This window comes from Alicycliphilus sp. T452 (assembly GCF_054512775.1).
Window position 1 is genome coordinate 94,674 of record NZ_JBTNEH010000011.1, and the last position, 24,396, is coordinate 119,069.

General features: G+C 66.4%; 24 protein-coding genes and 1 riboswitch. Of the genes, 11 read left to right on the plus strand and 13 right to left on the minus strand.

Annotation, left to right across the window (positions count from 1 at the left end; translation table 11 throughout):
* Window positions 1-27: 27 nt before the first annotated feature.
* The 3 genes from ACX12L_RS11885 to ACX12L_RS11895 all read left to right on the plus strand — a co-directional run bounded on the left by ACX12L_RS11885 (window position 28) and on the right by ACX12L_RS11895 (window position 2,436).
* Window positions 28-861, plus strand: a complete 834-nt coding sequence (locus ACX12L_RS11885; protein WP_459262764.1) for an acyl-CoA thioesterase — start codon at window positions 28-30, stop codon at window positions 859-861.
* Window positions 862-866: 5 nt separating this feature from the next.
* Window positions 867-1,643, plus strand: coding sequence for an enoyl-CoA hydratase (locus ACX12L_RS11890; RefSeq protein ID WP_459262765.1), 777 nt, complete (start codon window positions 867-869; stop codon window positions 1,641-1,643).
* Between the two features lie 235 nt (window positions 1,644-1,878).
* Window positions 1,879-2,436, plus strand: a complete 558-nt coding sequence (locus ACX12L_RS11895; protein WP_459262767.1) for a bactofilin family protein — start codon at window positions 1,879-1,881, stop codon at window positions 2,434-2,436.
* 52 nt (window positions 2,437-2,488) lie between these two features.
* Here the strand turns inward: ACX12L_RS11895 and ACX12L_RS11900 are convergent, their stop codons facing one another.
* A complete protein-coding gene (locus tag ACX12L_RS11900) occupies window positions 2,489-2,914 on the minus strand; it encodes an acyl-CoA thioesterase (protein WP_459262768.1) in 426 nt (141 codons plus the stop codon).
* Window positions 2,915-2,956: 42 nt separating this feature from the next.
* Between ACX12L_RS11900 and ACX12L_RS11905 the strand changes: the two genes are divergently transcribed.
* Together ACX12L_RS11905 and ACX12L_RS11910 are read left to right on the plus strand one after the other, a co-directional pair.
* Window positions 2,957-4,855 carry an ABCB family ABC transporter ATP-binding protein/permease gene (locus ACX12L_RS11905; RefSeq protein ID WP_459262769.1) on the plus strand — a complete coding sequence of 633 codons (1,899 nt, stop codon included), beginning with the start codon at window positions 2,957-2,959 and terminating at the stop codon, window positions 4,853-4,855.
* 49 nt (window positions 4,856-4,904) lie between these two features.
* Complete coding sequence (locus tag ACX12L_RS11910; protein ID WP_459262770.1) at window positions 4,905-5,237, plus strand: nucleotide pyrophosphohydrolase; 333 nt, start codon at window positions 4,905-4,907, stop codon at window positions 5,235-5,237.
* A 54-nt stretch (window positions 5,238-5,291) separates the two neighbouring features.
* Here ACX12L_RS11910 and ACX12L_RS11915 read toward each other — a convergent pair whose 3' ends face one another.
* The 3 genes from ACX12L_RS11915 to ACX12L_RS11925 are packed head-to-tail and all read right to left on the minus strand — an operon-like array spanning window position 5,292 to window position 8,223.
* Window positions 5,292-6,323 (minus strand): DctP family TRAP transporter solute-binding subunit, encoded by a 1,032-nt coding sequence (locus ACX12L_RS11915; RefSeq protein ID WP_459262772.1) that lies wholly within the window; start codon window positions 6,321-6,323, stop codon window positions 5,292-5,294.
* Between the two features lie 23 nt (window positions 6,324-6,346).
* A complete protein-coding gene (locus ACX12L_RS11920; RefSeq protein WP_459262773.1) occupies window positions 6,347-7,645 on the minus strand; it encodes a TRAP transporter large permease in 1,299 nt (432 codons plus the stop codon).
* A complete protein-coding gene (locus tag ACX12L_RS11925; protein WP_459262774.1) occupies window positions 7,642-8,223 on the minus strand; it encodes a TRAP transporter small permease in 582 nt (193 codons plus the stop codon). Before ACX12L_RS11925 ends, ACX12L_RS11920 begins: the two co-directional genes overlap by 4 nt.
* A gap of 175 nt (window positions 8,224-8,398) precedes the next feature.
* Between ACX12L_RS11925 and ACX12L_RS11930 the strand changes: the two genes are divergently transcribed.
* The 5 genes from ACX12L_RS11930 (at window position 8,399) to ACX12L_RS11950 (ending at window position 12,738) form a co-directional block, all read left to right on the plus strand.
* Window positions 8,399-9,337, plus strand: a complete 939-nt coding sequence (locus ACX12L_RS11930) for a LysR family transcriptional regulator (protein WP_459262775.1) — start codon at window positions 8,399-8,401, stop codon at window positions 9,335-9,337.
* Between the two features lie 210 nt (window positions 9,338-9,547).
* Window positions 9,548-10,447 carry a transporter substrate-binding domain-containing protein gene (locus ACX12L_RS11935; protein ID WP_459262776.1) on the plus strand — a complete coding sequence of 300 codons (900 nt, stop codon included), beginning with the start codon at window positions 9,548-9,550 and terminating at the stop codon, window positions 10,445-10,447.
* 103 nt (window positions 10,448-10,550) lie between these two features.
* Window positions 10,551-11,303 carry an amino acid ABC transporter permease gene (locus ACX12L_RS11940; RefSeq protein ID WP_459262777.1) on the plus strand — a complete coding sequence of 251 codons (753 nt, stop codon included), beginning with the start codon at window positions 10,551-10,553 and terminating at the stop codon, window positions 11,301-11,303.
* 1 nt (window position 11,304) lies between these two features.
* Window positions 11,305-11,976 (plus strand): amino acid ABC transporter permease, encoded by a 672-nt coding sequence (locus ACX12L_RS11945; RefSeq protein ID WP_459262778.1) that lies wholly within the window; start codon window positions 11,305-11,307, stop codon window positions 11,974-11,976.
* Window positions 11,977-12,000: 24 nt separating this feature from the next.
* A complete protein-coding gene (locus tag ACX12L_RS11950; RefSeq protein WP_459262779.1) occupies window positions 12,001-12,738 on the plus strand; it encodes an amino acid ABC transporter ATP-binding protein in 738 nt (245 codons plus the stop codon).
* 104 nt (window positions 12,739-12,842) lie between these two features.
* Here ACX12L_RS11950 and ACX12L_RS11955 read toward each other — a convergent pair whose 3' ends face one another.
* From ACX12L_RS11955 to ACX12L_RS11995, 9 genes are all read right to left on the minus strand, one after another.
* A complete protein-coding gene (locus ACX12L_RS11955; RefSeq protein WP_459262780.1) occupies window positions 12,843-13,877 on the minus strand; it encodes an ornithine cyclodeaminase in 1,035 nt (344 codons plus the stop codon).
* Between the two features lie 63 nt (window positions 13,878-13,940).
* Complete coding sequence (locus ACX12L_RS11960) at window positions 13,941-14,735, minus strand: HAD-IIB family hydrolase (protein ID WP_459262781.1); 795 nt, start codon at window positions 14,733-14,735, stop codon at window positions 13,941-13,943.
* Complete coding sequence (locus ACX12L_RS11965; protein WP_459262782.1) at window positions 14,732-16,249, minus strand: hypothetical protein; 1,518 nt, start codon at window positions 16,247-16,249, stop codon at window positions 14,732-14,734. The genes ACX12L_RS11960 and ACX12L_RS11965 overlap by 4 nt, the downstream gene beginning before the upstream one ends.
* Complete coding sequence (locus ACX12L_RS11970) at window positions 16,246-16,653, minus strand: GtrA family protein (RefSeq protein ID WP_459262783.1); 408 nt, start codon at window positions 16,651-16,653, stop codon at window positions 16,246-16,248. The genes ACX12L_RS11965 and ACX12L_RS11970 overlap by 4 nt, the downstream gene beginning before the upstream one ends.
* Before the next feature lie 4 nt (window positions 16,654-16,657).
* Entirely contained in the window at window positions 16,658-17,416 is a 759-nt protein-coding gene (locus ACX12L_RS11975; protein WP_459262784.1) for an SDR family NAD(P)-dependent oxidoreductase, read from the minus strand.
* 23 nt (window positions 17,417-17,439) lie between these two features.
* Window positions 17,440-18,744 carry an FAD-binding oxidoreductase gene (locus tag ACX12L_RS11980; protein ID WP_459262785.1) on the minus strand — a complete coding sequence of 435 codons (1,305 nt, stop codon included), beginning with the start codon at window positions 18,742-18,744 and terminating at the stop codon, window positions 17,440-17,442.
* Window positions 18,738-20,201, minus strand: coding sequence for a UbiA family prenyltransferase (locus tag ACX12L_RS11985; protein WP_459262786.1), 1,464 nt, complete (start codon window positions 20,199-20,201; stop codon window positions 18,738-18,740). Before ACX12L_RS11985 ends, ACX12L_RS11980 begins: the two co-directional genes overlap by 7 nt.
* Entirely contained in the window at window positions 20,198-21,823 is a 1,626-nt protein-coding gene (locus ACX12L_RS11990; RefSeq protein WP_459262787.1) for a peptide chain release factor 3, read from the minus strand. Before ACX12L_RS11990 ends, ACX12L_RS11985 begins: the two co-directional genes overlap by 4 nt.
* A gap of 103 nt (window positions 21,824-21,926) precedes the next feature.
* Complete coding sequence (locus ACX12L_RS11995) at window positions 21,927-22,697, minus strand: SDR family oxidoreductase (protein WP_459262788.1); 771 nt, start codon at window positions 22,695-22,697, stop codon at window positions 21,927-21,929.
* A gap of 86 nt (window positions 22,698-22,783) precedes the next feature.
* Window positions 22,784-22,866, plus strand: a riboswitch (S-adenosyl-L-homocysteine riboswitch).
* Between the two features lie 73 nt (window positions 22,867-22,939).
* On the opposite strand from ACX12L_RS11995, the gene ahcY reads away from it, so the two are divergent.
* On the plus strand, window positions 22,940-24,370 hold the full coding sequence (gene ahcY / locus ACX12L_RS12000; RefSeq protein ID WP_459262789.1) for an adenosylhomocysteinase: 1,431 nt from the start codon (window positions 22,940-22,942) through the stop codon (window positions 24,368-24,370).
* Window positions 24,371-24,396: the final 26 nt, after the last annotated feature.

A 24,396-nucleotide genomic window follows, 5' to 3' on the forward strand; every position in this document is an offset into this window, starting at 1 on the left:
ATTGCAAATTGGCGGCACACTCGGACCATGATTTCGCACCACAGCATTCACCCCCTGGACGAGGCGCTGGCGCTCGCGTCCGAAACGACGGGCCAATACACCGGCCGCACCACGCCCGGCTACTGGAACATGGTGGGGCCGTTCGGCGGCATCACCGCCGCCACGCTGCTGCAGGCCGTGATGCGGCACCCCGAGCGCCTGGGCGAGCCGCTCTCGCTCACCGTGAACTACGCCGGCGCGCTGGGCGAGGGGCCGTTCACGCTGCAGGCCACGCCGGTGCGCACCAACCGCTCCACGCAGCATTGGACGCTGTCCATCCTGCAGGCCGGCGCCGATGGCGCGCCCGTGGTCACCACCACGGCCACCGTCGTCACGGCCGTGCGGCGCGAGACCTGGGGCGCGACCGACACGCCCATGCCCTGTGTTCCCGCGCCCGCGCAGTGCAAGCAGGTGCGGCTGGCGTTTCGCTCCGAATGGCTGCGCCGCTATGAGATGCGGCCCGTGACGGGCGAATTGCCCACGCAGTGGGACGACAGCGGCCACACCAGCATGACCCAGCTGTGGATGCGCGACGCACCCGCGCGGCCGCTGGACTTCTGCGCGCTGGCGGCCATGGCCGACGTCTTCTTCCCGCGCGTGTGGCTGCGCCGCGCGCGCCAGGTACCCGCGGGCACGGTGTCCATCACCGTGTACTTCCATGCGGGCAGCGAGCTGCTGGCGCAGACCGGCACTGGCTACCTGCTGGGCCAGGCGCGCGCGCAGGAGTTCCGCAACGGCTTTTTCGACCAGACCGCGCACCTGTGGAACGAGGCCGGCACCGTGCTGGCCACAAGCCACCAGATCGTCTACTACAAAGAATGAAGACCATGAGCACCATTTCCCAGGACATCCTGGTCCACGCCGAGGGCGGCGTGCGCACCATCACCTTCAACCGCGTGGAGAAGAAGAACTCCATCACCACCGCCATGTACGCGCAGCTGGCCGACGCCTTCGAGGCCGCGGCGCAGGACGCGGCCGCGCGCGTGGTGGTGCTGCAGGGCGACGTGGCCATCTTCAGCGCCGGCAACGACATCGGCGACTTCCTGCAGCAGCCGCCCAGCACGGAGGACGCGCCCGTGTTCCGCTTCCTGCGCTCCATCGCCACCTTCCCCAAGCCCGTGGTGGCGGCCGTGTGCGGCCCGGCCGTGGGCATCGGCACGACCATGCTGCTGCATTGCGACCTGGTCTATGCGGGCGACAACGCGGCGTTCTCCATGCCCTTCGTGAACCTGGGCCTGTGCCCCGAGGCGGCGTCCAGCCTGCTCGTGCCGCAGATGCTGGGCTACCACCGCGCGGCCGAGGCGCTGCTCCTGGGCGAGCCCTTCATGGCCGAGGCGGCGCTGGAGGTGGGCCTGGTCAACCGCGTGGTGCCGCCCACCGAGTGCAACGCGATCGCCCAGGCCCAGGCGCGCAAGCTCGCGGCCAAGCCACTGTCGGCCCTGGTCGAGACCAAGCGCCTGCTCAAGAAGGGCCAGAGCGCCGCGGTGCTCGAACGCATGGCCGAGGAGGGTGCGAGCTTCGGCCGCATGCTGCGCGAACCGGCGGCCCGCGAAGCCTTCTCCGCCTTCATGGAAAAGCGCCACCCGGATTTCAGCAAGTGCTGAAATCCGGCGGACGCCGCAGGCGGCCGGACTGTGTGAACAGACGGGGGGCTTTCGCCAAAAGCGGCACCCGGATTTCAGCAAGTGCTGAGAGCAGGGCGTTTGCTGTGTGACCCTGCAAACCCTGCAAGCGCATGCAACGAACGAGCGGTTTGGTTACCGTTCTTGCGTAACAAGGGCGGTTTTGCCGCGCTGCAACTTCTAGCATCGGCGGGTCTTTTTCAGGAGAACCGAACCGATGGCCGTGCAAAACCCTTTCTTTGGCAAACGTGAGACCGAATCGTTCCAGCCCCGCCAACCCTCGTCCTCCGTGCTTGGCGGCAGCGTGACCAGCACGACCAGCACCGGCAGCAATGCCGCCACGGCCAAGCCCGCCGCCTCCAGCACCACCACCGAGAGCGGCGGCAGCAAGCTCACCGTGGGGCCCAACATCAAGCTCAAGGGCGTCGAGATCACCGACTGCGACACCCTCGTCGTGGAGGGTACGGTGGAGGCCACCATGGATTCGCGCGTGATCCAGATCGCCGAGCAGGGCGCGTTCCACGGCACTGCCGAGATCGACATCGCCGAGATCCACGGCGAGTTCGACGGCACGCTCACCGTGCGCGAGAAGCTGGTGATCTTCAGTACCGGCAAGGTCAGCGGCAAGATCCGCTATGGCAAGGTGGTGATCGAGGAGGGCGGCCAGCTCTCGGGCGAGATTTCGGTCGGCGTGGGCAGCGCACGCACGCAGGCCGCGTCGTCTTCGTCCACATCCCCGGCTGCTTCGTCGTCGCCTGCGCTCGCCGCGGCCTGACGGACTGCCCCGCCGCTGCAACCGGGAGGCCGCAGGGCGCTCCCGGTTTTTTTTATGGCGCGTCGCCGGGCTGCTTCGGTATGGGGCGTGGGCGGCCGTTTTCGTCGATGGCCACGTAGGTCAGGGACGCCTCGGTCACTTTCAGGTAGCGCCCCTGCGTGCGGACATGCTCGGCATACACCTCGACCTGCACGGTCATGGAGGTGTTGCCCACGCGCGTGACCTCGGCGAAGAACGACAGCAGGTCGCCCACGCGCACGGGCTGCTTGAAGACGAATTCGTTGACCGCCACCGTGGCCATGCGTCCCTGGATGCGCCGCGCGGGCAGCACGGAGCCGGCCAGATCCACCTGCGCCATGACCCAGCCGCCGAAGATGTCGCCGTTGCTGTTGGTGTCGGCGGGCATAGGCATCACCTTGAGCACCAGCTCCTTGTCGGTGGGCAACTGGGTGTGGGCGCAGGGGAGATCCTGGGACATGGGCACAATCTCTGGTTTTGCTGATTTCACGGATTGTCCACCATGCGCCGCCACGGCGAAGCCCTCGCTCCCGACAGCTCACGCATCCGCTCCGACGGAGCCACCCTGCAGCGCCTGCTGCCCTACCTGTGGGAGTACAAGGGCCGGGTGCTGGCCGCCATTGCCTTCATGGTGGGCGCCAAGCTGGCCAACGTTGGCGTGCCGCTGCTGCTCAAAAGGCTCGTCGATGCCATGGCGCTGCCCGCCGGCAGCCCCACGGCGCTGCTGGTCGTGCCCGTGGGGCTGCTGCTGGCCTACGGAGGCCTGCGCCTGGCCAACTCGGTGTTCAGCGAACTGCGCGAGCTGGTGTTCGCCAAGGCGACCCACGGCGCGGCGCGCGCCATCGCCCTCAAGACCTTCGAGCACCTGCATGCCCTCTCGCTGCGCTTTCACCTGGAGCGACAGACCGGGGGCATGACGCGCGACATCGAGCGCGGGGTGCGCGGCATCGAGTCGCTGGTGTCGTTCGCCCTGTTCAACCTGGGGGCCACGCTGATCGAGGTGCTGCTGGTGCTGTTCATCCTGGCGCGCCAGTTCGACGTCTGGTTCGCCGTCATCACGCTGTCGGCGCTGGTGCTGTACATCGCCTTCACCGTGGGCGTGACGCAGTGGCGCATACAGTTCAGGCGCCAGGCCAACCTGTTCGACTCGGCCGCGCACAGCAAGGCCATCGACTCGCTCCTGAACTACGAGACGGTCAAGTACTTCAACAACGAGGCCTTCGAGGCCCGGCGCTACGACGAGAGCCTGGAGCAGCTGCGGCGCGCCCAGCTCAAGAGCCGCAGCACGCTGAGCATGCTCAACAGCGGGCAGCAGCTCATCATCGCCGTGGGCCTGGTGGCCATGCTCTGGCGCGCCACCGAGGGCGTGGCGGCCGGGCGCATGACGCTCGGCGACCTGGTCATGGTCAACGCCTTCATGATCCAGATCTACATTCCGCTCAACTTCCTGGGCGTGATCTACCGCGAGATCAAGCAGAACCTGGCCGACCTGGACAAGATGTTCTCCCTGATGGACAAGGAGCAGGAGGTGGCCGACGCGCCCGGCGCCGTGGCCCTGGCAGGGCTGGATGCGCCCACGGTGCGCTTCGAGGACGTGCACTTCGCCTACGACCCGGCGCGGCCCATCCTGCGGGGCGTGAGCCTCACGATACCGGCCGGCAAGACCGTGGCCGTGGTCGGCCCCTCGGGCGCGGGCAAGAGCACCCTGGGCCGCCTGCTGTACCGCTTCTATGACGTGGGAATTGAGCCCCCACGCTCGCCCACTGCGTGTGGCTCGCTGCCCCCCGAGGGGGCCGCCGCCGACTTGGGGCGGCCCGGCGTCGGCGGGGGCGGGCGCATCACCATCGCCGGGCAGGACATCCGCACCGTGACCCAGCAGTCCCTGCGCCGCGCCATCGGCATCGTGCCGCAGGACACGGTGCTGTTCAACGACACGGTGGCCTACAACATCGCCTACGGCCGCACCGGCGCCAGCCAGGCCGAGGTGGAGCAGGCCGCGCGCGCCGCGCACATCCACGACTTCATCATGAGCACGCCGCAGGGCTACGCGACGATGGTGGGCGAGCGCGGCCTGAAGCTCTCGGGCGGCGAGAAGCAGCGCGTGGCCATCGCGCGCACGCTGCTCAAGAACCCGCCCATCCTGATCTTCGACGAGGCCACCAGCGCGCTCGATTCGGCCAACGAGCGCGCCATCCAGGCCGAGCTGCGCCAGGTGGCGCAGGGCAAGACCACGCTGGTGATCGCGCACCGCCTGTCCACCGTGGTCGATGCGCACGAGATCGTGGTGATGGAGGCAGGCCGCATCGCCGAGCGCGGCACGCACGCCGCGCTGCTGGCCCAGGGTGGGCGCTACGCCAGCATGTGGGCGCTGCAGCAGAATTCAAGCGAAAACACGCTCTGAGGCTCATGTATGAAGCGCCAGAAGCTATGAAAAAAGAAGTGAACCCGGTATGGATGTGAAAGCCCTGCAGCGCCAGCTGCGCGACTTCGCAGCGGCGCGCGACTGGCAGCCCTACCACACGCCCAAGAACCTGGCGATGGCGCTGATGGTGGAGGCGGCGGAGCTGCTGGAGCTGTTCCAGTGGCTCACGCCGGAGGAGTCGCGCCGCCTCACCATCGACGCTGCCGAGAAGGAGCGCGTGGCCGACGAGATCGCCGACGTGCTGCTGTACCTGCTGCAGCTGGCCGACCACACGGGCGTGGACCTGGAGCAGGCGGTGGCCGCCAAGCTCGTCAAGAATGCGCGCAAGCATCCGGCCGCCAGGGGCAGCGAATATAAATGAAAAGAGCTGCCAGCGCTTGTGTGGCAAGCGCTGGTGGCTCCTGTTTTCGTAGTGTTACTTCTTGCGCGCGGCAATCGCCTTCTCGGCCGCGCTCACCAGGTCGGCGCCGATCTGGCCTTTCCACTTGTCGAACACCGGGCGCGTGGCGCGCGCGAAGGCCTCGCGTTCGGCGGGGGTGAGCTGCGTCACCGTCACGCCCAGGCCCTCGATCTGCTTGAGCAGGGGCTTGTCCGCCTCGACCATGCCCTTGCGCGCGATGGCGATCTCTTCCTTGCCGGCCTCGATGGCGGCCTGGCGCACGGCCTCGCGGTCGGCGGGCGTCCAGCTGTTCCAGATGTCCTTGTTCACCACGAAGATCAGCGGGTCGTTGATGTAGCCCCACATGGTGATGTGCTTCTGCGCCACGGTGTTCAGCTTGGCGGCCTGGTACACGGCGATGGGGTTCTCCTGGCCGTCGACCGCGCCGCTGGCCATGGCGGGCTGGGCGTCGGCCCAGCTCATCTGCGTGGGGTTGGCGCCCAGGGCGGTGAAGGTGTCGAGGAACAGCGGCGAGCCCACCACGCGGATCTTCAGGCCCTTCAGGTCGGCCGGGCTCTTGATCGCGTGCTTGGAGTTGCTGATCTCGCGGTAGCCGTTCTCGCCCCAGGCGAGCGGCACCACGCCGGCCTTGTCCAGCGTCTGGAACAGGCTCTTGCCAACCTCGCCCTGCGTCACCGCATCGACGGCCGCGTAGTCGGGGAACAGGAAGGGCAGCGAGAACAGGTTGAGCTGCTTGACCTGGGGCGACCAGTTGATGGTCGAGCCCACGGCCATGTCGATCACGCCCTGGCGCAGCGCGCTGAACTCGCGCGTCTGGTCGCCCTGGATGAGCGACACGCCGGGGTAGAGCTTGATGTTGATGCGGCCGTTGGTCTTCTCCCTGACCTTGTTGGCCCAGATCTCGCCGCCCTTGCCCCAGGGGAAGGCCGTGCCGAGCACGAGCGACATGCGGTACTCGCTCTTGTAGTTCTGTGCCAGCGCGGGCGTGCTGAAGGCGACGGCGGCGGCCGCGGCCACGGCGGTGGCGAGGAAGGTGCGCAGTTTCATGGGAAGGGTCTCCTTGTGAAAAATCAATAGCCCAGCTTGGCCGGCAGCCACAGGGCGAGTTGCGGGAAGGCGATGACGGCCACCATCACCAGGAACATGGCCAGCAGCATGGGGCCGACCCAGCGCACGGTGGACTCCATGCGCACACCGGCGATGCGGCAGCTCACCATGAGGTTCACGGCCAGCGGCGGCGTGAACTGGCCCAGAGCGACTTTGAGCGTGAGGATCACGCCGAACCACACGGGGTCCCAGCCGTAGTGCTGCATGATGGGCAGCAGCAGCGGCACGAAGATCAGGAAGATGGAGATGCCGTCGAGGAACATGCCCACGGTGATGAGCAGCAGGATCAGGAGCGCCAGCACGCCGTATTCGCCCAGGCCCGAGTTCACGATGGCGTGGGCCACCGGGTCGATCACGCCCAGCGTGGACAGCGAGAACGCGAAGATGCCCGCGAGCGACACCACGACGAGGATCACGGCCGAGAGCTCGCCCGCCTCGCGCAGGATCACGTAGAGGTCGCGCACCCCGATGGTGCGGTGGATCGCCATGCCCACGAACAGGCCGTAGAACACGGCCACCACGGCGGCCTCGGTGGGCGTGAACCAGCCGGCGCGCATGCCGCCCAGGATCAGTACCGGCGCGGCCAGGCCCCATGAGGCCTCGCGCAGGCTGCGCCAGAACGGCGGGCGCGGCATGTCGGCCTCCAGCGCACCCATTTTGTGCCTGCGCGCCATCCACACGGCCGGGGCGATCAGCGCCACGCCCGCGAGCACGCCGGGCACCATGCCCGCCGCGAACAGCGCCGGCACCGAGGCGCCGGGCACGAGCACCGAGTAGACGATGAACGCCACCGACGGCGGGATCAGGATGTCGGTGGCCGCGGCCGCGCCCACCACGCTGGCCGAGAAGCTGCCGGGGTAGCCCGCGCGGCTCATGGCCGCGATCATCACGCCGCCCACGGCGGCCGCGTTGGCCGGGCCCGAGCCCGAGATGCCGCCGAGGAACATGGCCACCGTAATGGCCACCAGCGGCAGCATGCCGGGGCCGCGCCCGACGATGGACACGGCGAAGTTCACCAGCCGCAGCGCCACGCCCGAGCGGTCGAAGATCGAGCCCACGAGCACGAACATCGGGATGGCCAGCAGCGGGTACTTGCCCAGCCCGGCGTAGAAGTTCTGCGGCACGGCCAGCAGGCCGAACCATTGCGTCTCGGCGTTGGCCAGCGCAATGGCGGCCGCGCCCGCCAGGCCCAGGGCCGCGCCGATGGGCACGCCCACGAACATCAGCACCAGGAAGGCGACGAAGAGCAGGGTGGCGATCATGGCCGGGGCTCCCCGTTGCCATCGTCGCCGGCCTCGTCGAGCAGGTACTCCACGTCGCTCTGGCGCGTGCGGCGCACCAGCAGGCCGATGGCGCGCCAGGCGATGAGCAGCGAGAGCACGGGCAGCCAGACCGAATACCACCACTGCGGCACGCCGATGCCGGGCGAGGTTTCCTCGAAGCGCCAGTCGTCCCAGACCACGCGCACGCTGAGCACGGCGATGACTGCGAACAGCAGGGCCACCAGCAGCGCGCCCAGCTGCGCCAGGCGCCTGCGGCGCATGGCCGAGCCGCTTTCGCAGAAGAACTCGATGCGGATGTGGCGGTCGCGCGCCACGGCGGCCGAGCCGGCCACCAGCGCCAGCACGATCATCAGGAAGACCGAGATCTCCTCGGTCCAGGCGAAGGACGAGTCGGTGAAGTAGCGCACGATCACGTTGGCGAACGTGATCAGCGCGAGCAGCGCCATGACGATGACGGTGAGCCAGTCCTCGATGCGCAGGGAGCGCGGTTCGCTAGGGTCGGCTGCGCCGGCCGGGGCGGCATGGTCGGCCGGCCCGGGTGTGGGTTGGGAGGACATGGGGGTGGAGGGCGGATGGATCGGGCATGAAGGACGGGTCGCTCTGCCGGCCGGCGTCGTGCGCCGGGGGCCTTGGCTTGTGGGCGGCGCTGTGGGCGCCAAGGCCGCTATTTTGCTATCAAATCCGCAGACCCTGGCCGCAGGGTGTTCCCCGAGGGGGCCGATAATGCGCGCCATGGAAACCAAATGGCTCGAAGACTTCGTCAGCCTGGCCGAGACGCGCAGCTTCAGCCGTTCGGCCCAGCTGCGGCACGTGACGCAGCCGGCGTTCTCGCGCCGCATCCAGGCGCTGGAGGCCTGGGCAGGCACGGACCTGGTGGACCGCAGCTCCTACCCCACGCGGCTCACGGCCGCCGGCACCACGCTGTACGACCAGGCGCTGGAGGTGCTGCAGGCGCTGCAGAACACGCGCGCCATACTGCGCGCCCACACCAGCGCCGGCACCGACATGATCGAGTTCGCCGTGCCGCACACGCTCGCGTTCACCTTCTTCCCGGCCTGGGTGTCGGCCGTGCGCGCGGACTTCGGACCGCTCAAGAGCCGCCTGATCGCGCTCAACGTGCACGACGCCGTGCTGCGCCTGGTGGAGGGCGGGTGCGACCTGCTGATCTCGTACCACCACCCCTCGCAGCCGCTGCAGCTGGACGCCGAGCGCTATGAGATGGTGACCCTGGGCCAGGAGGTGCTGGCCCCCTACGCCAAGGCCGGCCCCGATGGCCAGCCGCTGTTCAGCCTGCCGGGGCGCGCGGGCGAGCCGCTGCCCTACCTGGCCTATGCGCCCGGGGCCTACCTGGGCCGGGTGACGGAGCTGATCCTCAAGCAGGCGGGCACGGCCATCCACCTGGACCGCGTGTACGAGACCGACATGGCCGAGGGCCTGAAGGCCATGGCGCTGGAGGGCCACGGCGTGGCCTTCCTGCCCTACAGCGCGGTGAAGAAGGAACTGCGCGCGCGCAAGCTGGCGAGCGCCGCGCCGCCGGGGGCGGAGGACCTGCAGATGGTCATGGAGGTGCGGGCCTACCGCGAGAAGCCCTCGCGCAAGGAACCGGCCAAGAGCCTGGCGCAGGACCTGTGGACCTATCTGCAGGCCCAGGGCGGGCAAAACCCGATCTGATACGGCCGCGTCCGTTCCCACCGGCCAGGGTTCTGGAAATACCCTAGGAATGAAGCGCCCTTGCGGGCATCGGAGCACGCACAATAGGAAACCTGTCCCGCAATCCGGGGGAGGGGTGGTCGATGGAGGGGTGCGCTCACAGGGTTGCCTCTCGGCGCGCCATCCATTCACTACACTTTGCCCACCGTTTCACCCACAAGGAGAGTACCTATGAAGAAGCATTTGCTGGCCGCCGCGATCACCGTCCTGGCCGCAGGCAGCGCAATTGCGCAGGCCAACGATACGCTGGCCAAGATCAAGTCGAGCGGCGCCATCACCCTGGGCGTGCGCGAATCGTCGGGCGCGCTGGCCTATACCCTGGGCGATGGCAAGTACGTGGGCTTCCACACCGAGATGGCCGAGCGCGTCGCGCGCGACCTGCAGAAGAAGCTGGGCCTGTCCAAGCTGGAGATCAAGTACCAGCCGGTGACCTCGCAGAACCGCATCCCGCTGGTCGTCAACGGCACGGTGGACCTGGAGTGCGGCTCCACCACCAACAACCTGGCGCGCCAGAAGGACGTGGCCTTCGCCGACACCACCTACGTGGAAGAGGTGCGCATCGCGGTCAAGGCCAACTCGGGCATCAACGACATCAAGGACCTGAACGGCAAGACCATCGTCACCACCACGGGCACCACCTCGGTGCAGACGCTGCGCAAGAACAAGCGCGCCGACGGCCTGACGATCAAGGAAGTCATGGGCAAGGACCACGCCGACAGCTTCCTGATGCTGGAGACTGGCCGCGCCGACGCCTTCATCATGGACGGCTCCATCCTCGCGGGCAACATCTCCAAGTCCAAGAACCCCAACGACTTCAAGATCGTGGGCGAGGCGCTGTCGGTCGAGCCCATCGCCTGCATGCTGCGCAAGGACGATCCGGCGTTCAAGAAGGCCGTGGACGAATCCATCGTGGCCCAGATCAAGGACGGCACCCTGGCCAAGTCCTACGACAAGTGGTTCATGCAGCCGATTCCGCCCAACAACACCAAGGTGGGCCTGCCGCTGTCTCCGGCCACCAAGTACGCCTGGGAGCACCCCAATGACAAGCCCATGGAAGACTACCAAAAGTAATCCGTGATGCGTGCCGCCCCTTCAGACCCGGGGTTTGGAGGGGCTTTTTTGTTGCCGGCGCTGCGGCGTGGCATCGTTGGAATTCAATGAAAGAGGTGCTCCTATGAGTTGGGATTGGCAGGTGTTCTGCCAGGACACCATTACGCAAGAGGTCGCGCAGAGCTGCTTCGGCAAGGGCGGAGACATCACCTACCTCGACTGGCTGCTCTCCGCCTGGGGCTGGACGGTATCGGTATCGCTGCTCGCGCTGGCGATCGCGCTCGTCGTCGGCTCGCTGATCGGCACGCTGCGCACGCTGCCGGACAGTCCGTGGATCGTGCGCCTGGGCAATGCCTGGGTGGAGTTCTTCCGCAACATTCCGCTGCTGGTCCACATCTTCCTCTGGTACCACGTGATCCCGGCCATTTTCCCGCCCATGAAGTCGTTGCCGGGCTTCGTTCTGGTGGTGTTCGCGCTCGGGTTCTTCACCTCGGCGCGCATCGCCGAGCAGGTGCGCTCGGGGATCCAGGCGCTGCCGCGCGGCCAGCGCTACGCGGGCATGGCGATGGGCTTCACCACGTTCCAGTACTACCGCTACGTGCTGCTGCCCATGGCGTTTCGCATCATCATCCCGCCGCTGACCAGCGAGACCATGAACATCTTCAAGAACTCGTCGGTGGCGTTCGCGGTGTCGGTGTCCGAGCTGACCATGTACGCCATGCAGGTGCAGGAGGAGACCTCGCGCGGCATCGAGGTGTACCTGCTGGTGACGGCGCTGTACGTGGTGTCGGCCCTGGCCATCAACCGCATCATGGCCTTCATCGAGAAGCGCTCGCGCGTGCCGGGCATGATCGCCGCCGGCGGGGGGGGGCACTGAGATGATGCTGCACATCGACTGGTCCTTCCTCAGCTGGGAGCTGCTGCGCGGCTTCGTGCTCAAGGGTTTCATCTTCAGCGTGGTGCTCACCGTGATCGCGACGCTGGGCGGCGTGTTCTTCGGCACCCTGCTGGCCCTCATGCGCCTGTCGGGCAAGAAGTGGCTGATGGCCCCCGCCACCATCTACGTCAACGGCATGCGCAGCATTCCGCTGGTGATGGTGATCCTGTGGTTCTTCCTGCTCGTGCCGCTGCTCATCGGGCGGCCCATCGGGGCGGAGGTCTCGGCCATCATCACCTTCGTCGCCTTCGAGGCCGCCTACTTCAGCGAGATCATGCGCGCGGGCATCCAGTCCATCCCGCGCGGCCAGGTCTTCGCGGGCCAGGCCCTGGGCATGACCTACGGCCAGAACATGAAGCTGGTGGTGCTGCCGCAGGCGTTCCGCAACATGCTGCCGGTGCTGCTGACGCAGACCATCATCCTGTTCCAGGACACGTCCCTGGTCTACGCCATCGGTGCCTACGACATGCTCAAGGGCTTCGACGTGGCGGGCAAGAACTTCGGCCGTCCCGTGGAGGCCTACCTGGCCGCCGCCGTGGCCTATTTCGTGATCTGCTACTCGCTGTCCTGGGCCGTCAAGCGGCTGCACAAGAAGATCGCCATCATCCGCTGAGGCGTTTTTTCGGAAGGAATTCACATGATCGAACTCAAGAACGTCTCCAAGTGGTACGGCAGCTTCCAGGTGCTGAGCGACTGCTCCACCAGCATCAGCAAGGGCGAGGTGGTGGTGGTCTGCGGCCCCTCGGGCTCGGGCAAGTCCACGCTCATCAAGACCATCAACGCGCTCGAACCCATCCAGAAGGGTGAGATCTGGGTCGACGGCACGGCCGTGCACGACCCCAAGACCGACCTGCCCAAGCTGCGCTCGCGCGTGGGCATGGTGTTCCAGCACTTCGAGCTGTTCCCGCACCTGTCGGTGACCGAGAACCTGACCATCGCGCAGATCAAGGTGCTGAGGCGCAGCCCCGACGACGCCAAGAAGCGGGGCCTGAAGATGCTCGACCGCGTGGGCCTCACGGCCCACAAGGACAAGTTTCCGGGCCAGCTCTCGGGCGGCCAGCAGCAGCGCGTGGCCATTGCGCGCGCCCTGTCCATGGACCCCATCGTCATGCTGTTCGACGAGCCCACCTCGGCGCTGGACCCCGAGATGGTGGGCGAGGTGCTGGACGTGATGATGGGCCTGGCCCACGAGGGCATGACCATGATGTGCGTGACGCACGAGATGGGCTTTGCCAGGAAGGTCAGCAACCGCGTGATCTTCATGGACGTGGGCGGCAAGATCCTGGAGGACTGCAGCAAGGAAGAGTTCTTCGGTAACCCCGATGCGCGCCAGCCGCGCACCAAGGACTTCCTCAACAAGATCCTGCAGCACTGACCCCGTGCCGGGTCGCCATGCAAAAAGGTGCCAATGGCACCTTTTCTTTTTTGATAGCTGCAACCGTTTGCTATACGGGCGTTTACGACTGTTTTGGCTAAAAATCAAACCACCCTGCGCAGGTGGCTGCGCGTGCGCCCGAACAGGTCCCTGGGGTCGCCGTCCGTGGGCACCAGCGCCAGGTCCGTGCCCAGCCCCCGCGCGAGGGCCTGGCGGTGGATGAAGCGCAGGGCGGCGTGGTCCTCCAGCGCGAAGCCCACGGAGTCGAAGACGGTGACCTGATCGGCATGTTCGCGCCCGCTCGCCTGGCTCGACAGGACCTGCCACAGCTCGGTCACCGGATGGTCCCCGGCCAGTTGCTGGATCTCGCCCTCCACGCGGCTTTGCGGCGCGTATTCGACGACGATGCGCGCCTGCCGCAGCACGCCGGGGTGCAGCTCGGTCTTGCCGGGGCAGTCGCCGCCCACGGCGTTCAGGTGCATGCCCGGCTCCAGCATGTCCGGTGTGATGATGCGGGCGTGGCGCTTGGCCGCCGTGGCCGTGGTCACGATGTCGGCGCCGCGCACGGCCTCGGCCACCGATGCCGCGCGGATCATCTTCAGCCCCGGCGTGCGCGCCAGGTTGTGCAGCAGCTTGTCGGTGGCGGCCGGCGCGGTGTCGAACACGCGCAGCTCTTCGATGCCCAGCAGCGCATGGAAGGCAAGGGCCTGGAACTCGGCCTGCGCGCCGTTGCCGATCAGCGCCATGCTGCGGCTGCCCGGGCGCGCCAGCGCCTGAGCCGCCAGGGCCGAGGTGGCGGCTGTGCGCAGCGCGGTGGCCAGGGTCAGCTCCGACAGCAGCAGAGGCAGGCCCGTGGCCACCTCGGCCAGCACGCCGAAGGCCATCACCGTGGGCAGGCCGCCGGCCGGGTTGCCCGGGTGGCCGTTGACGTACTTGAAGCTGTAGAGCGTGTCGTCGGACACGGGCATGAGCTCGATCACGCCGTGCGGGCTGTGGCTGGCCGTGCGCGCCGTCTTGTCGAACGCGTTCCAGCGCAGGAAGTCGGTGTGGATCTCGTCGGCCAGCTCGCACAGGAAATGGGCGGCGCCCATGTCGTGCACCAGGGCGGCCAGCGTGGGCAGGTCTATGAGGCGGGTCATGGCAGCGGCGCTCGGTGGGTGGGGCTGCATGCCATTGTGGGCGCCCTGGCGCCCGGGGGCAAATCAGCGCGCCTGGCCGTCCAGGATGGCGTGCGCCAGCTCGGCAAAGCCCGCGCCGCGCTCGCCCCGGGTCACGTAGCGCGGCAGGTGCGCCAGCTGCGGCACGAAGCGCGCGATGTTAGCCACGCCCACGCTGTGCGGGAAATGCTCGAACATGAGCTGGTCGTTGGTGGAATCGCCCACGTACACCCAGCGTTCCAGCTCTGCATCCAGATCGCGCCCGAACAGCTCGCGCACGATCCAGCGCGCGCCTTCGAGTTTGTCGTGCGCGCCATACCAGCCGTTGATGTGGATGCTGCTCACGGTGGCATTCATGCCTGCCGCGCGCATGATCGCTGCGCATTGGTCGATGGCCTCCTGCGGCAGATGCGTGAATTCGCTGTGATCGATGGCGATGTCGCACTCGCGCCCAGCCGAGTCTGCGGCGCGCCGGGCGCCGGGCACGGCGGCTTCGATTTCAGCCAGTACCTGCTGCATGCGGGCGAAGTTGGCACAGCGCGTGGCCGCGTCCTGCTGGTAGAGGTTGTCGAGCCCGCCATCGGCCATGCGCTGCAGCGCCACGGCGCCGTTTTCGGCCACGATGGCATCCACCGGCCAGGCGGTGGCGAAGGGCTTGCTCCAGCCCACGGGCCGCCCGGTGATGGGGATGACGTGCAGGCCCGCGGCCTTCAGATCGGCCAGCGCCTGCAGGGCATCGGCGGTGATCGAGCCTTCGGTGGTGAGGGTGTCGTCGATGTCGGTCAGTACGCCGTTGATGCGGGTATTGCATTCGCGGGGCCAATGGATCAGAGGTGTCATTGTTGGGCCGGAACTTTGGCGCTCAAGGTGGATGCGGCAAAACTACCCAGAAGAACGAAAAAGAGCGCCCCGAAGCTGAAGCACAGGATCGCGTGGCGCTCCAATTCGAAGTAGCCATCGCCCAGGATGGACGAAAACAGGGCGTAGTTGAACAGCAGCCCATTCAGCAGAAACACGAAGGCCCAGCGGCCCTGCTTTAGTACCCAAGCCACCAGCGCGGCGAGTGCCGGGCCGAGGGCGGCAAGCCAGATGAGCAGCGCGGTTGTTCCCACGGAAATTCTCGTGAGCAGTGGATCGATGGACTGGCGGTAGTATGGTTGGTTGCTACTGTCTATTCTGGCGTTATCCCGAACAGTGCGGAATTCGCTACCGTTGAAGTATGACCGGCTGCCGTTGTATATATAGGCATTGTCCGTTCCTTCGATGTGGCTCATGTGGTACTGAAGAAACCCGTTATGGTGCTGGGCAATGTTCCCGATGATCGTGACGAGGGTTGCGGGCTCCAGCACCACGGCTTTGGCAATGCGGACGAGGGAGAGTCTCAGACTCTTTGGGCAATGTGCCTTGAATTCCCCCTCAGGCTTGACATACAGGTTTTGTCCTGAAAATTGCAGGCACCCCTCCGGCGACAGGCCCATATGCTCCAGCATCTTGGCCGGGTCTTTGGATGCGGGCAGCAGTGCTCCGAAAACGGTGTTAGTCCGGTTGGTAGCGGTCTCCATGTATATTTTTTTCTTGGCGGCGGCGTTGTAGACCAGCATTGGCACTAGGCAGACGGCGGCAATCAAAACCCATTTGGTCGCAGAGGCCAGCGATGGCCTTTGGTAGGGGCGCGACAAGGCCAGCACGGCGGTACCCACGAGCCCGGCCACGGCAGGCAGGAGAAACATGTACTGATTGCGGTTGAATGAAAGGACGGTCAGGCACACCCCTCCCCAGACAAGGGCCCAGCGCAGCGAGACGAGTTGAAACAGCCACAGCCATGCAATGCCCATGAACAAGGTGGCGAAGGCGAAGGCGGAAAACTCCGCATACCAGGTATTTAGGAACAACAGGTTGATGGGGTCGGCCACCAGCAGGATCCAGCCCGCAAAACCCAGGGCCGCCAGTGGTCTGGCGAGCAGCTTTCTGAAGATGAGCCAGATACTCACCAGCCAGCCGATGAGCACGGGGGCGGTGGCAATTTTGATGTCCATCAGGCCATCGCTGCTGCGGAACGCAGCCATCGTGGCGACTTGGATGGCTTTGATTAACAGGTCGGACGAAGGATAGATGGGCGCATGCAGGGTGTCTGCCTGAACAAAATACCGGTAGGGGCGCTCTGGCGTCATTTGATAAAGCGCCTTGGGTGAATCCTTGGGATGCAGGCCGAAGACCTTCAACGTGCGTACCTGGTCGTAGTTGTTGGCGTAGGCCAACATCGGATCGGCGGCCCAGAAAGCGAATGCGCGCAGGGTGGCAACGGCAATGATGAGACAGGCCAGCAGGTTGGCCGCCGTCTTGTATCGGCTCATGGATGCTTGGATTGAGGTGGAATGCTGAATACGAACTGCTTGTCCAGGTGGTATTTGGCGATGTAGCCGAGGACGAGGCCGGTCACGCCGCCCAGGTAGCGCATTTGCGCTGTTCCGAACGCCCGCCAGAACCCGTACTCGAAACCCCAGAAGATGGCGGTGGTCACCACGCCCATGAGGGTGTAGAGCACGAATGTCCTGCTGTCGTGGCCGACGTTCCGGGCCGTGAAGCGGAAGATGAACCGCTTGTCGAGAAGGTATTTGACGACCAAACCCGTGCCCGTGCCGACGATGATGGAGAACCAGATGCCCGAGGGCCAGAGCCGCAGGGCAAGGTCTTGCGAGCCAATGTTCACCACGATGGCCACGATGCAGAACAAAGCATAAAGCAGTGCAATGCGCATGGACTCAGATATCTGTCTTGTTGAACAGGAAGCGTGGCAGATGGCGGATCACCAGCATGATCAGAGCCCATTTGCCGGGGGCATAGACCACGGGGCGGCCCGCCGCCATGGCTTTGATGATGCTCTGCGCCACCGCCGGGGCTGTGGCGAGCTTGGCGCCGCCTTGTTTGAGGTGTGCGGTCATTGGCGTGTCTGTGGGGCCGGGCTTGGCCAGCGTGACACGCACTGGGCTACCCGCCAGGGCCAACCGGTGCTGCAATCCCTGTGCGTAGCGGTCCACCAGCCCCTTGGCTGCGCCGTAGATGTAATTGCTCTTGCGGCCTCGGTCCCCGGCCACGGAGCCGATGATGCACAGTCGCCCGTGGCCCGCACGCTGCATGGGACCGATAAAGGCCTCTGCGATGAGGACGGGGGACAGGCCGTTGACCCGCAGGGCGTCTTGCACGGCGTGCAGATTGTCCTGGCAACTGGCTTGGTCGGGCAGCGAGCCGTGGGCAATCAGTACGGTGTCCACTGGGCCGTTGGCCGTGGCGCTTTGTACCAGTGCGGCAATGGCATCCACGTCGTCGAAGCGCAGTTCGGCCGTGCGGGCTGTAATATTCGCGCCGCGCGCTCGCAAGTCGGCGGCCAGCGGTTCGGCGCGCTCGGCGCTACGGCCCACGAGCAGGAAGTCGCATGGACCTTGCTGTGCCCACAGGCGGCTGCATTGGTGGGCAATGGCAGAGGTGGCGCCGATGACGACGATTCTTTTAGGAGAGCTCATGAAAAGTGTGTGCTCGACGAGGGTTAGCTTCCCATCAACCTGCGCGACATGGCGGAACTGATGCCGGGGTCACGGTAGGGAAGGATTTGCTCCCACTGGGGATAGCCGGATTGGAACAAGTGGGCGGGCATGCGCGCGTCTTTGGCAGGGTAGATGCGCCCGCCTGCCGCACTGACGATTGTGTCTAGCTGGTTGAAAAGGCGCAGGGTCTTGTCGCCGAGGTTGGGAAAATCCAGCGCCAGCGTGATGCCAGGCTGCGGGAAGCTCAGCAGGCCCAGTGACGGGCGGTTGCCGAAGGTCTTGAGTACGGCCAGGAAGGAGCCTTGGCCGCTGCCCGCGATCTGCGCCAGCAGGGCGGCAATGGCCTGTTCGCCGCCCTCGAAGGGCACCACGCACTGGTACTGGTAGAAACCGTGCGGGCCATACATGCGGTTCCAGTGAGCGATACCGTCCAGCGGATAGAAGAACGGCCGGTAGTGCGTGATGGCTGGGCCCGCGCGCAGGCGGTGTGTGTGATAGTACAGCGAGTTGAAGGCGCGCAGGCTGGCCGTATTGACCAGCGACAGCGGTGGCGTGACGGGGATCGCCAGGCGGCCCTTGCGTGGTGCATGCGCGGGCAAGGGGGAGCCTGTCGCGCGGTGATTGCCGCGCATGAACAGGCCGCGCCCGCGCTTGTCTAGGCAATCGATCCACGAGACGGTGTATTCCCAGCCGGCTTCCGATTCGGTCGCCAACGCGTAGAAGCGCTCCAGTGTGTCGAAGGCGATGGTTTCCGTGCCCAGCCATGGCCCGGCCACGCGGCGCAGCTGCAGCGTGGCCTGGGTGATGAGGCCCGTCAGCCCCAGGCCACCTACGGTGGCGCGAAACCAATCCGCTTCATGGTCGGGCCCGCAGACGATGGCGTGGCCATCGGTGCGCTGCAGGACCAAAGAGCGCACATGGTTGCCAAAGGAACCAGCCACATGGTGGTTCTTGCCATGCACATCATTGGCGATGGCTCCGCCCACGGTGACGAATTGGGTGCCAGGCGTGACGGGCAGCATCCACCCGCGCGGGGTCAGCAGGTGCTGGATGTCGGCGAGCAGCGCCCCGGCCTGGCAGGTGAGCAATCCGGTATCGGCATCGAAATCCAGCCAGTGATCCGCGCCCTGCGTCAGCCACAGCGCGCCGCCGGGGTTCAAGCACACGTCGCCATAGCTGCGGCCCATGCCGTAGGGTAGGACGGCGTGGTCTGCCTCCGGTGGAAGTGCATGGCCCGTACTGTCCAGCGGCAATACTTGATGCGGCTCGGCGCTCAAGCGGCCCCAGGAACTGATACGCATCACCATGGCAGTCCCATCGTGGCCAGCACGAGCGATGCCACGAACACGGCGCCGCAGGCCAGGCTCACCCTATCTTTCACGGCAAAAACCACCGGGTCGTCGTGCATCTCGCCCCGATGGGATTGGAGCCACATCCAACTGATCCAGTACACCAAAACTCCCACGGTGACCAGAATGGCGTGGGGCTGCTTGTACAGGGCCTGCACCGTGTCGCCGTGCAGATACAGGGCCAGCACGACGGCGGAGGCATACCCCGCTGCAATGCCGAACATTTGGACCAAGGCGGCGTCTTGCGCGACGTAACCACGGCCGTGTGCTGCAGCGGTTTCGCCGCGCTGCACCAGCGGGAGCAATTCGGTGTGGCGCTTGAGAAAAGACAGTGACAAAAACACGAAGCCCGATACTGCCAGCAGCCAGGGTGATAGCGGTAGTTCCGATGCCGCTGCGCCAGAGACGATGCGCAGGGTATACAGGCATGCCAGCGCCATGCAATCGAGCAGCACGAGACGCTTGAGCGTCACCGAGTACCAGCACGTCAGCGCAAAGTACACCGCCAACCAGGCCAGAAAGCGCGGGCCCACGGCCATCGCAAGCGCCACGCTGGCCAGCGCCAGCAGTGGTGAGATGGCAACCCCCCAGGCTACGGGCACGGCCCCGCTGGCAAACGGGCGATGGCGCTTTCGCGGATGCAGGCGGTCGCTGCCCAGGTCGAGCAGGTCGTTACTGATGTAGACCGTTGATGCACAGAGACTGAATGAGAAAAAGGCCAGGAGCAAGGTGCCCCAGGCCGCACCTTGGGTGAACTGGTGTGCGGCCAGCAGCGGAACGAACAACAACAGGTTCTTTAGCCACTGGTGGATGCGCAGCATCTTGGCGATGTCGCGGGCCTTCAGGGCAGTGGCAGCAACGACTTTGCTGACATTGCCATGCGCTTGGGCTGTTTTCAGCACCGATGCGGGCGCATTGACGACGATGGCTTGGCGGGCCACTTGCCAGACTGGCAAGTCATCGTGCGAATTGCCTGCGTAGTCGAAGCCTTGGTGGCCAAATTGCTGCACCAGCCGATCGGCTTTGCGGGCGGCTGCCAGGTTCGTCTGTCCATCACTGGCGATGACTTCATCAAAGGTATCCAGGTGCTGGGCAATGGCCTGCGCGGTTTGCGTATCTGCTGCGGTGCACAGCACAAGGCGCCGCCCGGCGTGCTTTTCGGACTGCAGCCAGTCCAGCAGCATCTCGTTGTAAGGCAGAGTGCCGGCATCCAGGGCTATTCGCTGTGCCAACTGTTGCTTGAGGTGCGCCTTGCCATGCATCAGCCATGCCGGCAGCAAAAGCGTTTGCAATGGCCGTGTCTTGGCCAGCATCAGTGCTTGCTCGTGCAAGGTGTCGGTGCGGACCAGGGTGCCGTCCAGATCGACAACCAGGGGAGGAGAGATGTTTGGTTCCATCGTCGGCTTTGTGTTCATGCCCCTTGTAGCGCCAGCCCCGCATGCTCGCGCAGCGGGTGGAAGTGGATCTTGGGGAACCGCTCCTGGGCGAGGCGCACGTCGTACGGGCTGGTGCACAGGTACGCCAGCGCATCGGCCGCGTCGTGCGCCATGCGCAGCGGGTAGGCGTTCTCGAATTCGCGCAGCTCGGCCGGCGTGTCGGCGGTGATCCAGCGCGCGCCCGTGTACTGGCAGCCTTCCAGGCGCACGTCGCAGTCGTATTCGGTCTTCAGGCGGTGCTGCACGACCTCGAACTGCAGCTGGCCCACGGCGCCCAGCAGCATGTTGCCGCCGGCGTCGGGCTTGAAGACCTGGATTGCGCCTTCCTCGCCCAGTTGCATCAGGCCCTGCTGCAGCTGCTTGGTGCGCAGCGGGTTCTTCAGCACCACGGTCATGAACAGCTCGGGCGCGAAGAAGGGCAGGCCGGTGAACTGCAGGTTCGGGCCGTCGGTGATGCTGTCGCCCAGCTGCACGCCGCCGTGGATGGTGAAGCCGATGATGTCGCCGGCGTAGGCCTCGTCCACCGCTTCGCGGCGCTGGCTCATGAAGGTCACGACGCTGGTGGGTCGCAACTCCTTGCCGGTGCGCTGCACCTTCATCTTCATGCCCGGAGTGTACTTGCCCGAGGCCACGCGCACGAAGGCGATGCGGTCGCGGTGGTTGGCGTCCATGTTGGCCTGCACCTTGAAGACCACGCCGGAAAAGCCCGGGTCCTCGGGGTGGATGGTCTTTTCCTCGCGCTGGCGGTTCACCTCGGTCCAGGCGATGCGCGGGCCAGGCGGGGGCGACATGTCCACCACGGCGTTGAGTACTTCCATCACGCCGAAGTTGTTCACGCCCGAGCCGAAGAACACCGGCGTGAGCCGGGCGGCCAGGAATTCCTGGTGGTCCCAGGCGATGGAGGCGCCCACGGCCAGTTCCATGCTCTCGATGGCGTCGTCATAGGCCTGGCCGAAGCGCGCGCGCAGCCTGTCGGTCTCGCTCAAGGGGATGACCTCGAAGTCTTCCGGGCGCTTTTCGCTGCCGGCCTGGAACACCGTCATGCTCTGCGTGCGCAGGTCGATGATGCCGCCGAAGGTCTTGCCCTGGCCCACGGGCCAGGTCATGGGGCAGCAGGGCATGCCGAGTTCGCGCTCCACTTCGTCGAGGATGTCCAGCGGGTCGCGCACCTCGCGGTCCATCTTGTTGACGAAGGTGATGATGGGCGTGTCGCGCTGGCGGCAGACCTCGATCAGGCGGCGCGTCTGCGCCTCCACGCCGTTGGCCGCGTCGATGACCATCAGGGCCGAATCGACGGCCGTGAGCACGCGGTAGGTGTCTTCGGAGAAGTCCTTGTGGCCGGGCGTGTCGAGCAGGTTGATGACGTGTTCGCGGTAGCTCATCTGCATCACGCTCGATGCCACCGAGATGCCGCGCTGCTTCTCGATTTCCATCCAGTCGGACGTGGCGTGGCGGCTCGCCTTGCGGCCCTTGACGGCGCCGGCGATCTGGATGGCGCCCGAGAACAGCAGCAGCTTCTCGGTCAGCGTGGTCTTGCCCGCGTCGGGGTGGGAGATGATGGCAAAGGTGCGGCGGCGCCGGGTTTCGGAGGCGTAGGACACGAGGGTTCCAGAGGTGGGTGGCAGGGGCCTGCGGGCCCCCCGGGCAATGCGGCGGCGCGGACGGGACCGCGCCGGAGAGTGCCCGCGATTTTACCGGCCGCCCTCAGCTCTGCTGCTGCATGTGCCGCGCGTAGTGCTTCTGCATGCCGCCCAGCCAGCGGTCGGGGTTCTGCGCCTTGGCGGCGTAGTACTGTGCCACCTCGGCGTGGGGCAGCACCAGGAACTGGCCGCTGCGCATGGCCTGCAGCACGTCGCCCGCCACCTGCCCGGGCGGCAGGACGCCGTCCACGCCGGCCGAGCCGCCGTCGTCCGGGATCATGGCCGTCTGCACCGCCTGCGGGCACAGGCAGGCCACCTGCACGCCGCGCCGCCCGTAGGCGATGCGCAGCCACTCGGCGAAGGCCACGGCCGCGTGCTTGGTCACGGCATACGGGGCCGATTCGACGATGCTGAGCAGCCCCGCCGCCGAGGCGGTGACGAGGAAGAAGCCCTCGCCGTGCTCCACCATGGCGGGCACCACGGCGCGCGCCGCCCACACGTGGGCCATGCCGTGGATGTGCCACATGGCTTCCCACAGCGGGTCCTCCAGCTCGATGCCGCCGGGGCGGCCCAGGATGCCGGCGTTGGAGAAGTAGGCGTCCACGCGGCCGTAGCGCTCGCGCGTGGCGGCCACCAGGGCCTGGATGTCGGCCTCGCGGCTGACATCGCAGCGCACGGCCAGGCCTTTGACCTCGTCGGCCACGGCCTGCGCCGGCTCCAGGTGCAGGTCGGCCACGACCACGCGCGCGCCCTCGGCCGCGAGCCGCTGCGCGAGCGCGCGGCCGATGCCGCTGGCGCCGCCGGTGACGATGGCGACCTTGTCCTTGGGGTCCATGCAGTGCTCCTGAAAAAAATGAATGTTCCAGTGTCGGGCGCCGCGCAGGGCACGGCAGCCACGCAGGCGACAACTCTATAATTGATGATTCCGAGGAGCGTTGCAGCGCCCCCAGCTACCGGCGGGGCGTGAGGCTCGGAACCCATTCTTGCAACGACGCTCACCCACGCCAGTCCTGTGCGGTGAACGGTTCCATCCCCCAGGCGCGTGGCTTTTTCACATCTTCTCAGAAGGAAGCCGCCATGAGCGCAGTTCTCAAAGCCTCCCCAGATTCGGCCATCGCCGACATTTCCCTGGCCGACTGGGGCCGCAAGGAAATCCGCATCGCCGAGACCGAGATGCCCGGCCTGATGGCCGTGCGCGAGGAATTCGCCGCGCAGCAGCCGCTCAAGGGCGCGCGCATCACCGGCAGCCTGCACATGACGATCCAGACCGCCGTGCTGATCGAGACGCTCAAGGCGCTGGGTGCCGACGTGCGCTGGGCCTCGTGCAACATCTTCTCCACGCAGGACCACGCGGCCGCGGCCATCGCCGCCACGGGCGTGCCGGTGTTCGCCGTCAAGGGCGAGTCGCTCGAAGACTACTGGGACTACACCCACCGCATCTTCGAGTTCGGCCCCAAGGGCGCCGATGACGAAGGCCCGAACATGATCCTGGACGACGGCGGCGACGCCACCATGCTCATGCATCTGGGCATGCGCGCCGAGAAGGACCTGTCCGTGCTGGCCCACCCGGGCAGCGAGGAGGAGAAGATCGTCTTCGCCGCCATCCGCGCCAAGCTGGCCGAGGATGCCACCTGGTACAGCCGCAAGAGCGCCCGGATCGTCGGCGTGACCGAGGAGACCACCACCGGCGTGCACCGCTTGAACGAGATGTCCGCCAAGGGCACGCTCAAGTTCCGCGCCATCAACGTGAACGACTCGGTGACCAAGAGCAAGTTCGACAACCTCTACGGCTGCCGCGAGTCGCTGGTGGACGGCATCAAGCGCGCCACCGACGTGATGATCGCCGGCAAGGTGGCCGTAGTCTGCGGCTATGGCGACGTGGGCAAGGGCAGCGCCCAGGCGCTGCGCGCGCTCAGCGCCCAGGTGTGGGTGACCGAGATCGACCCCATCAACGCGCTGCAGGCGGCCATGGAAGGCTACCGCGTGGTGACCATGGAGTACGCCGCGCCACGAGCCGACATCTTCGTGACCACCACGGGCAACCGCGACGTCATCACCTTCGAGCACATGCAGGCGATGAAGGATGAGGCCATCGTCTGCAACATCGGCCACTTCGACAACGAGATCCAGGTCGCCAGGCTGGAAGCCCACTGCCAGTGGGAAGAGATCAAGCCCCAGGTGGACCACATCACCTTCCCCGACGGCAAGAAGATCATCCTGCTGGCCAAGGGCCGCCTGGTGAACCTGGGCTGCGCCACGGGCCACCCGAGCTTCGTCATGTCCAACTCGTTCGCCAACCAGACGCTGGCGCAGATCGAGCTGTACACGCGCCCCGACGCCTACGAGGCGGGCAAGGTCTACGTGCTGCCCAAGGTCCTCGACGAGAAGGTGGCCCGCCTGCACCTGAAGAAGGTCGGCGCGCAGCTCACCGAGCTGACCGACGCGCAGGCCGCCTACATCGGCGTGAGCAAGAGCGGCCCTTACAAGCCCGACACCTATCGCTACTAAGTTGATAGCTTCCAGCGCTTGTCCAG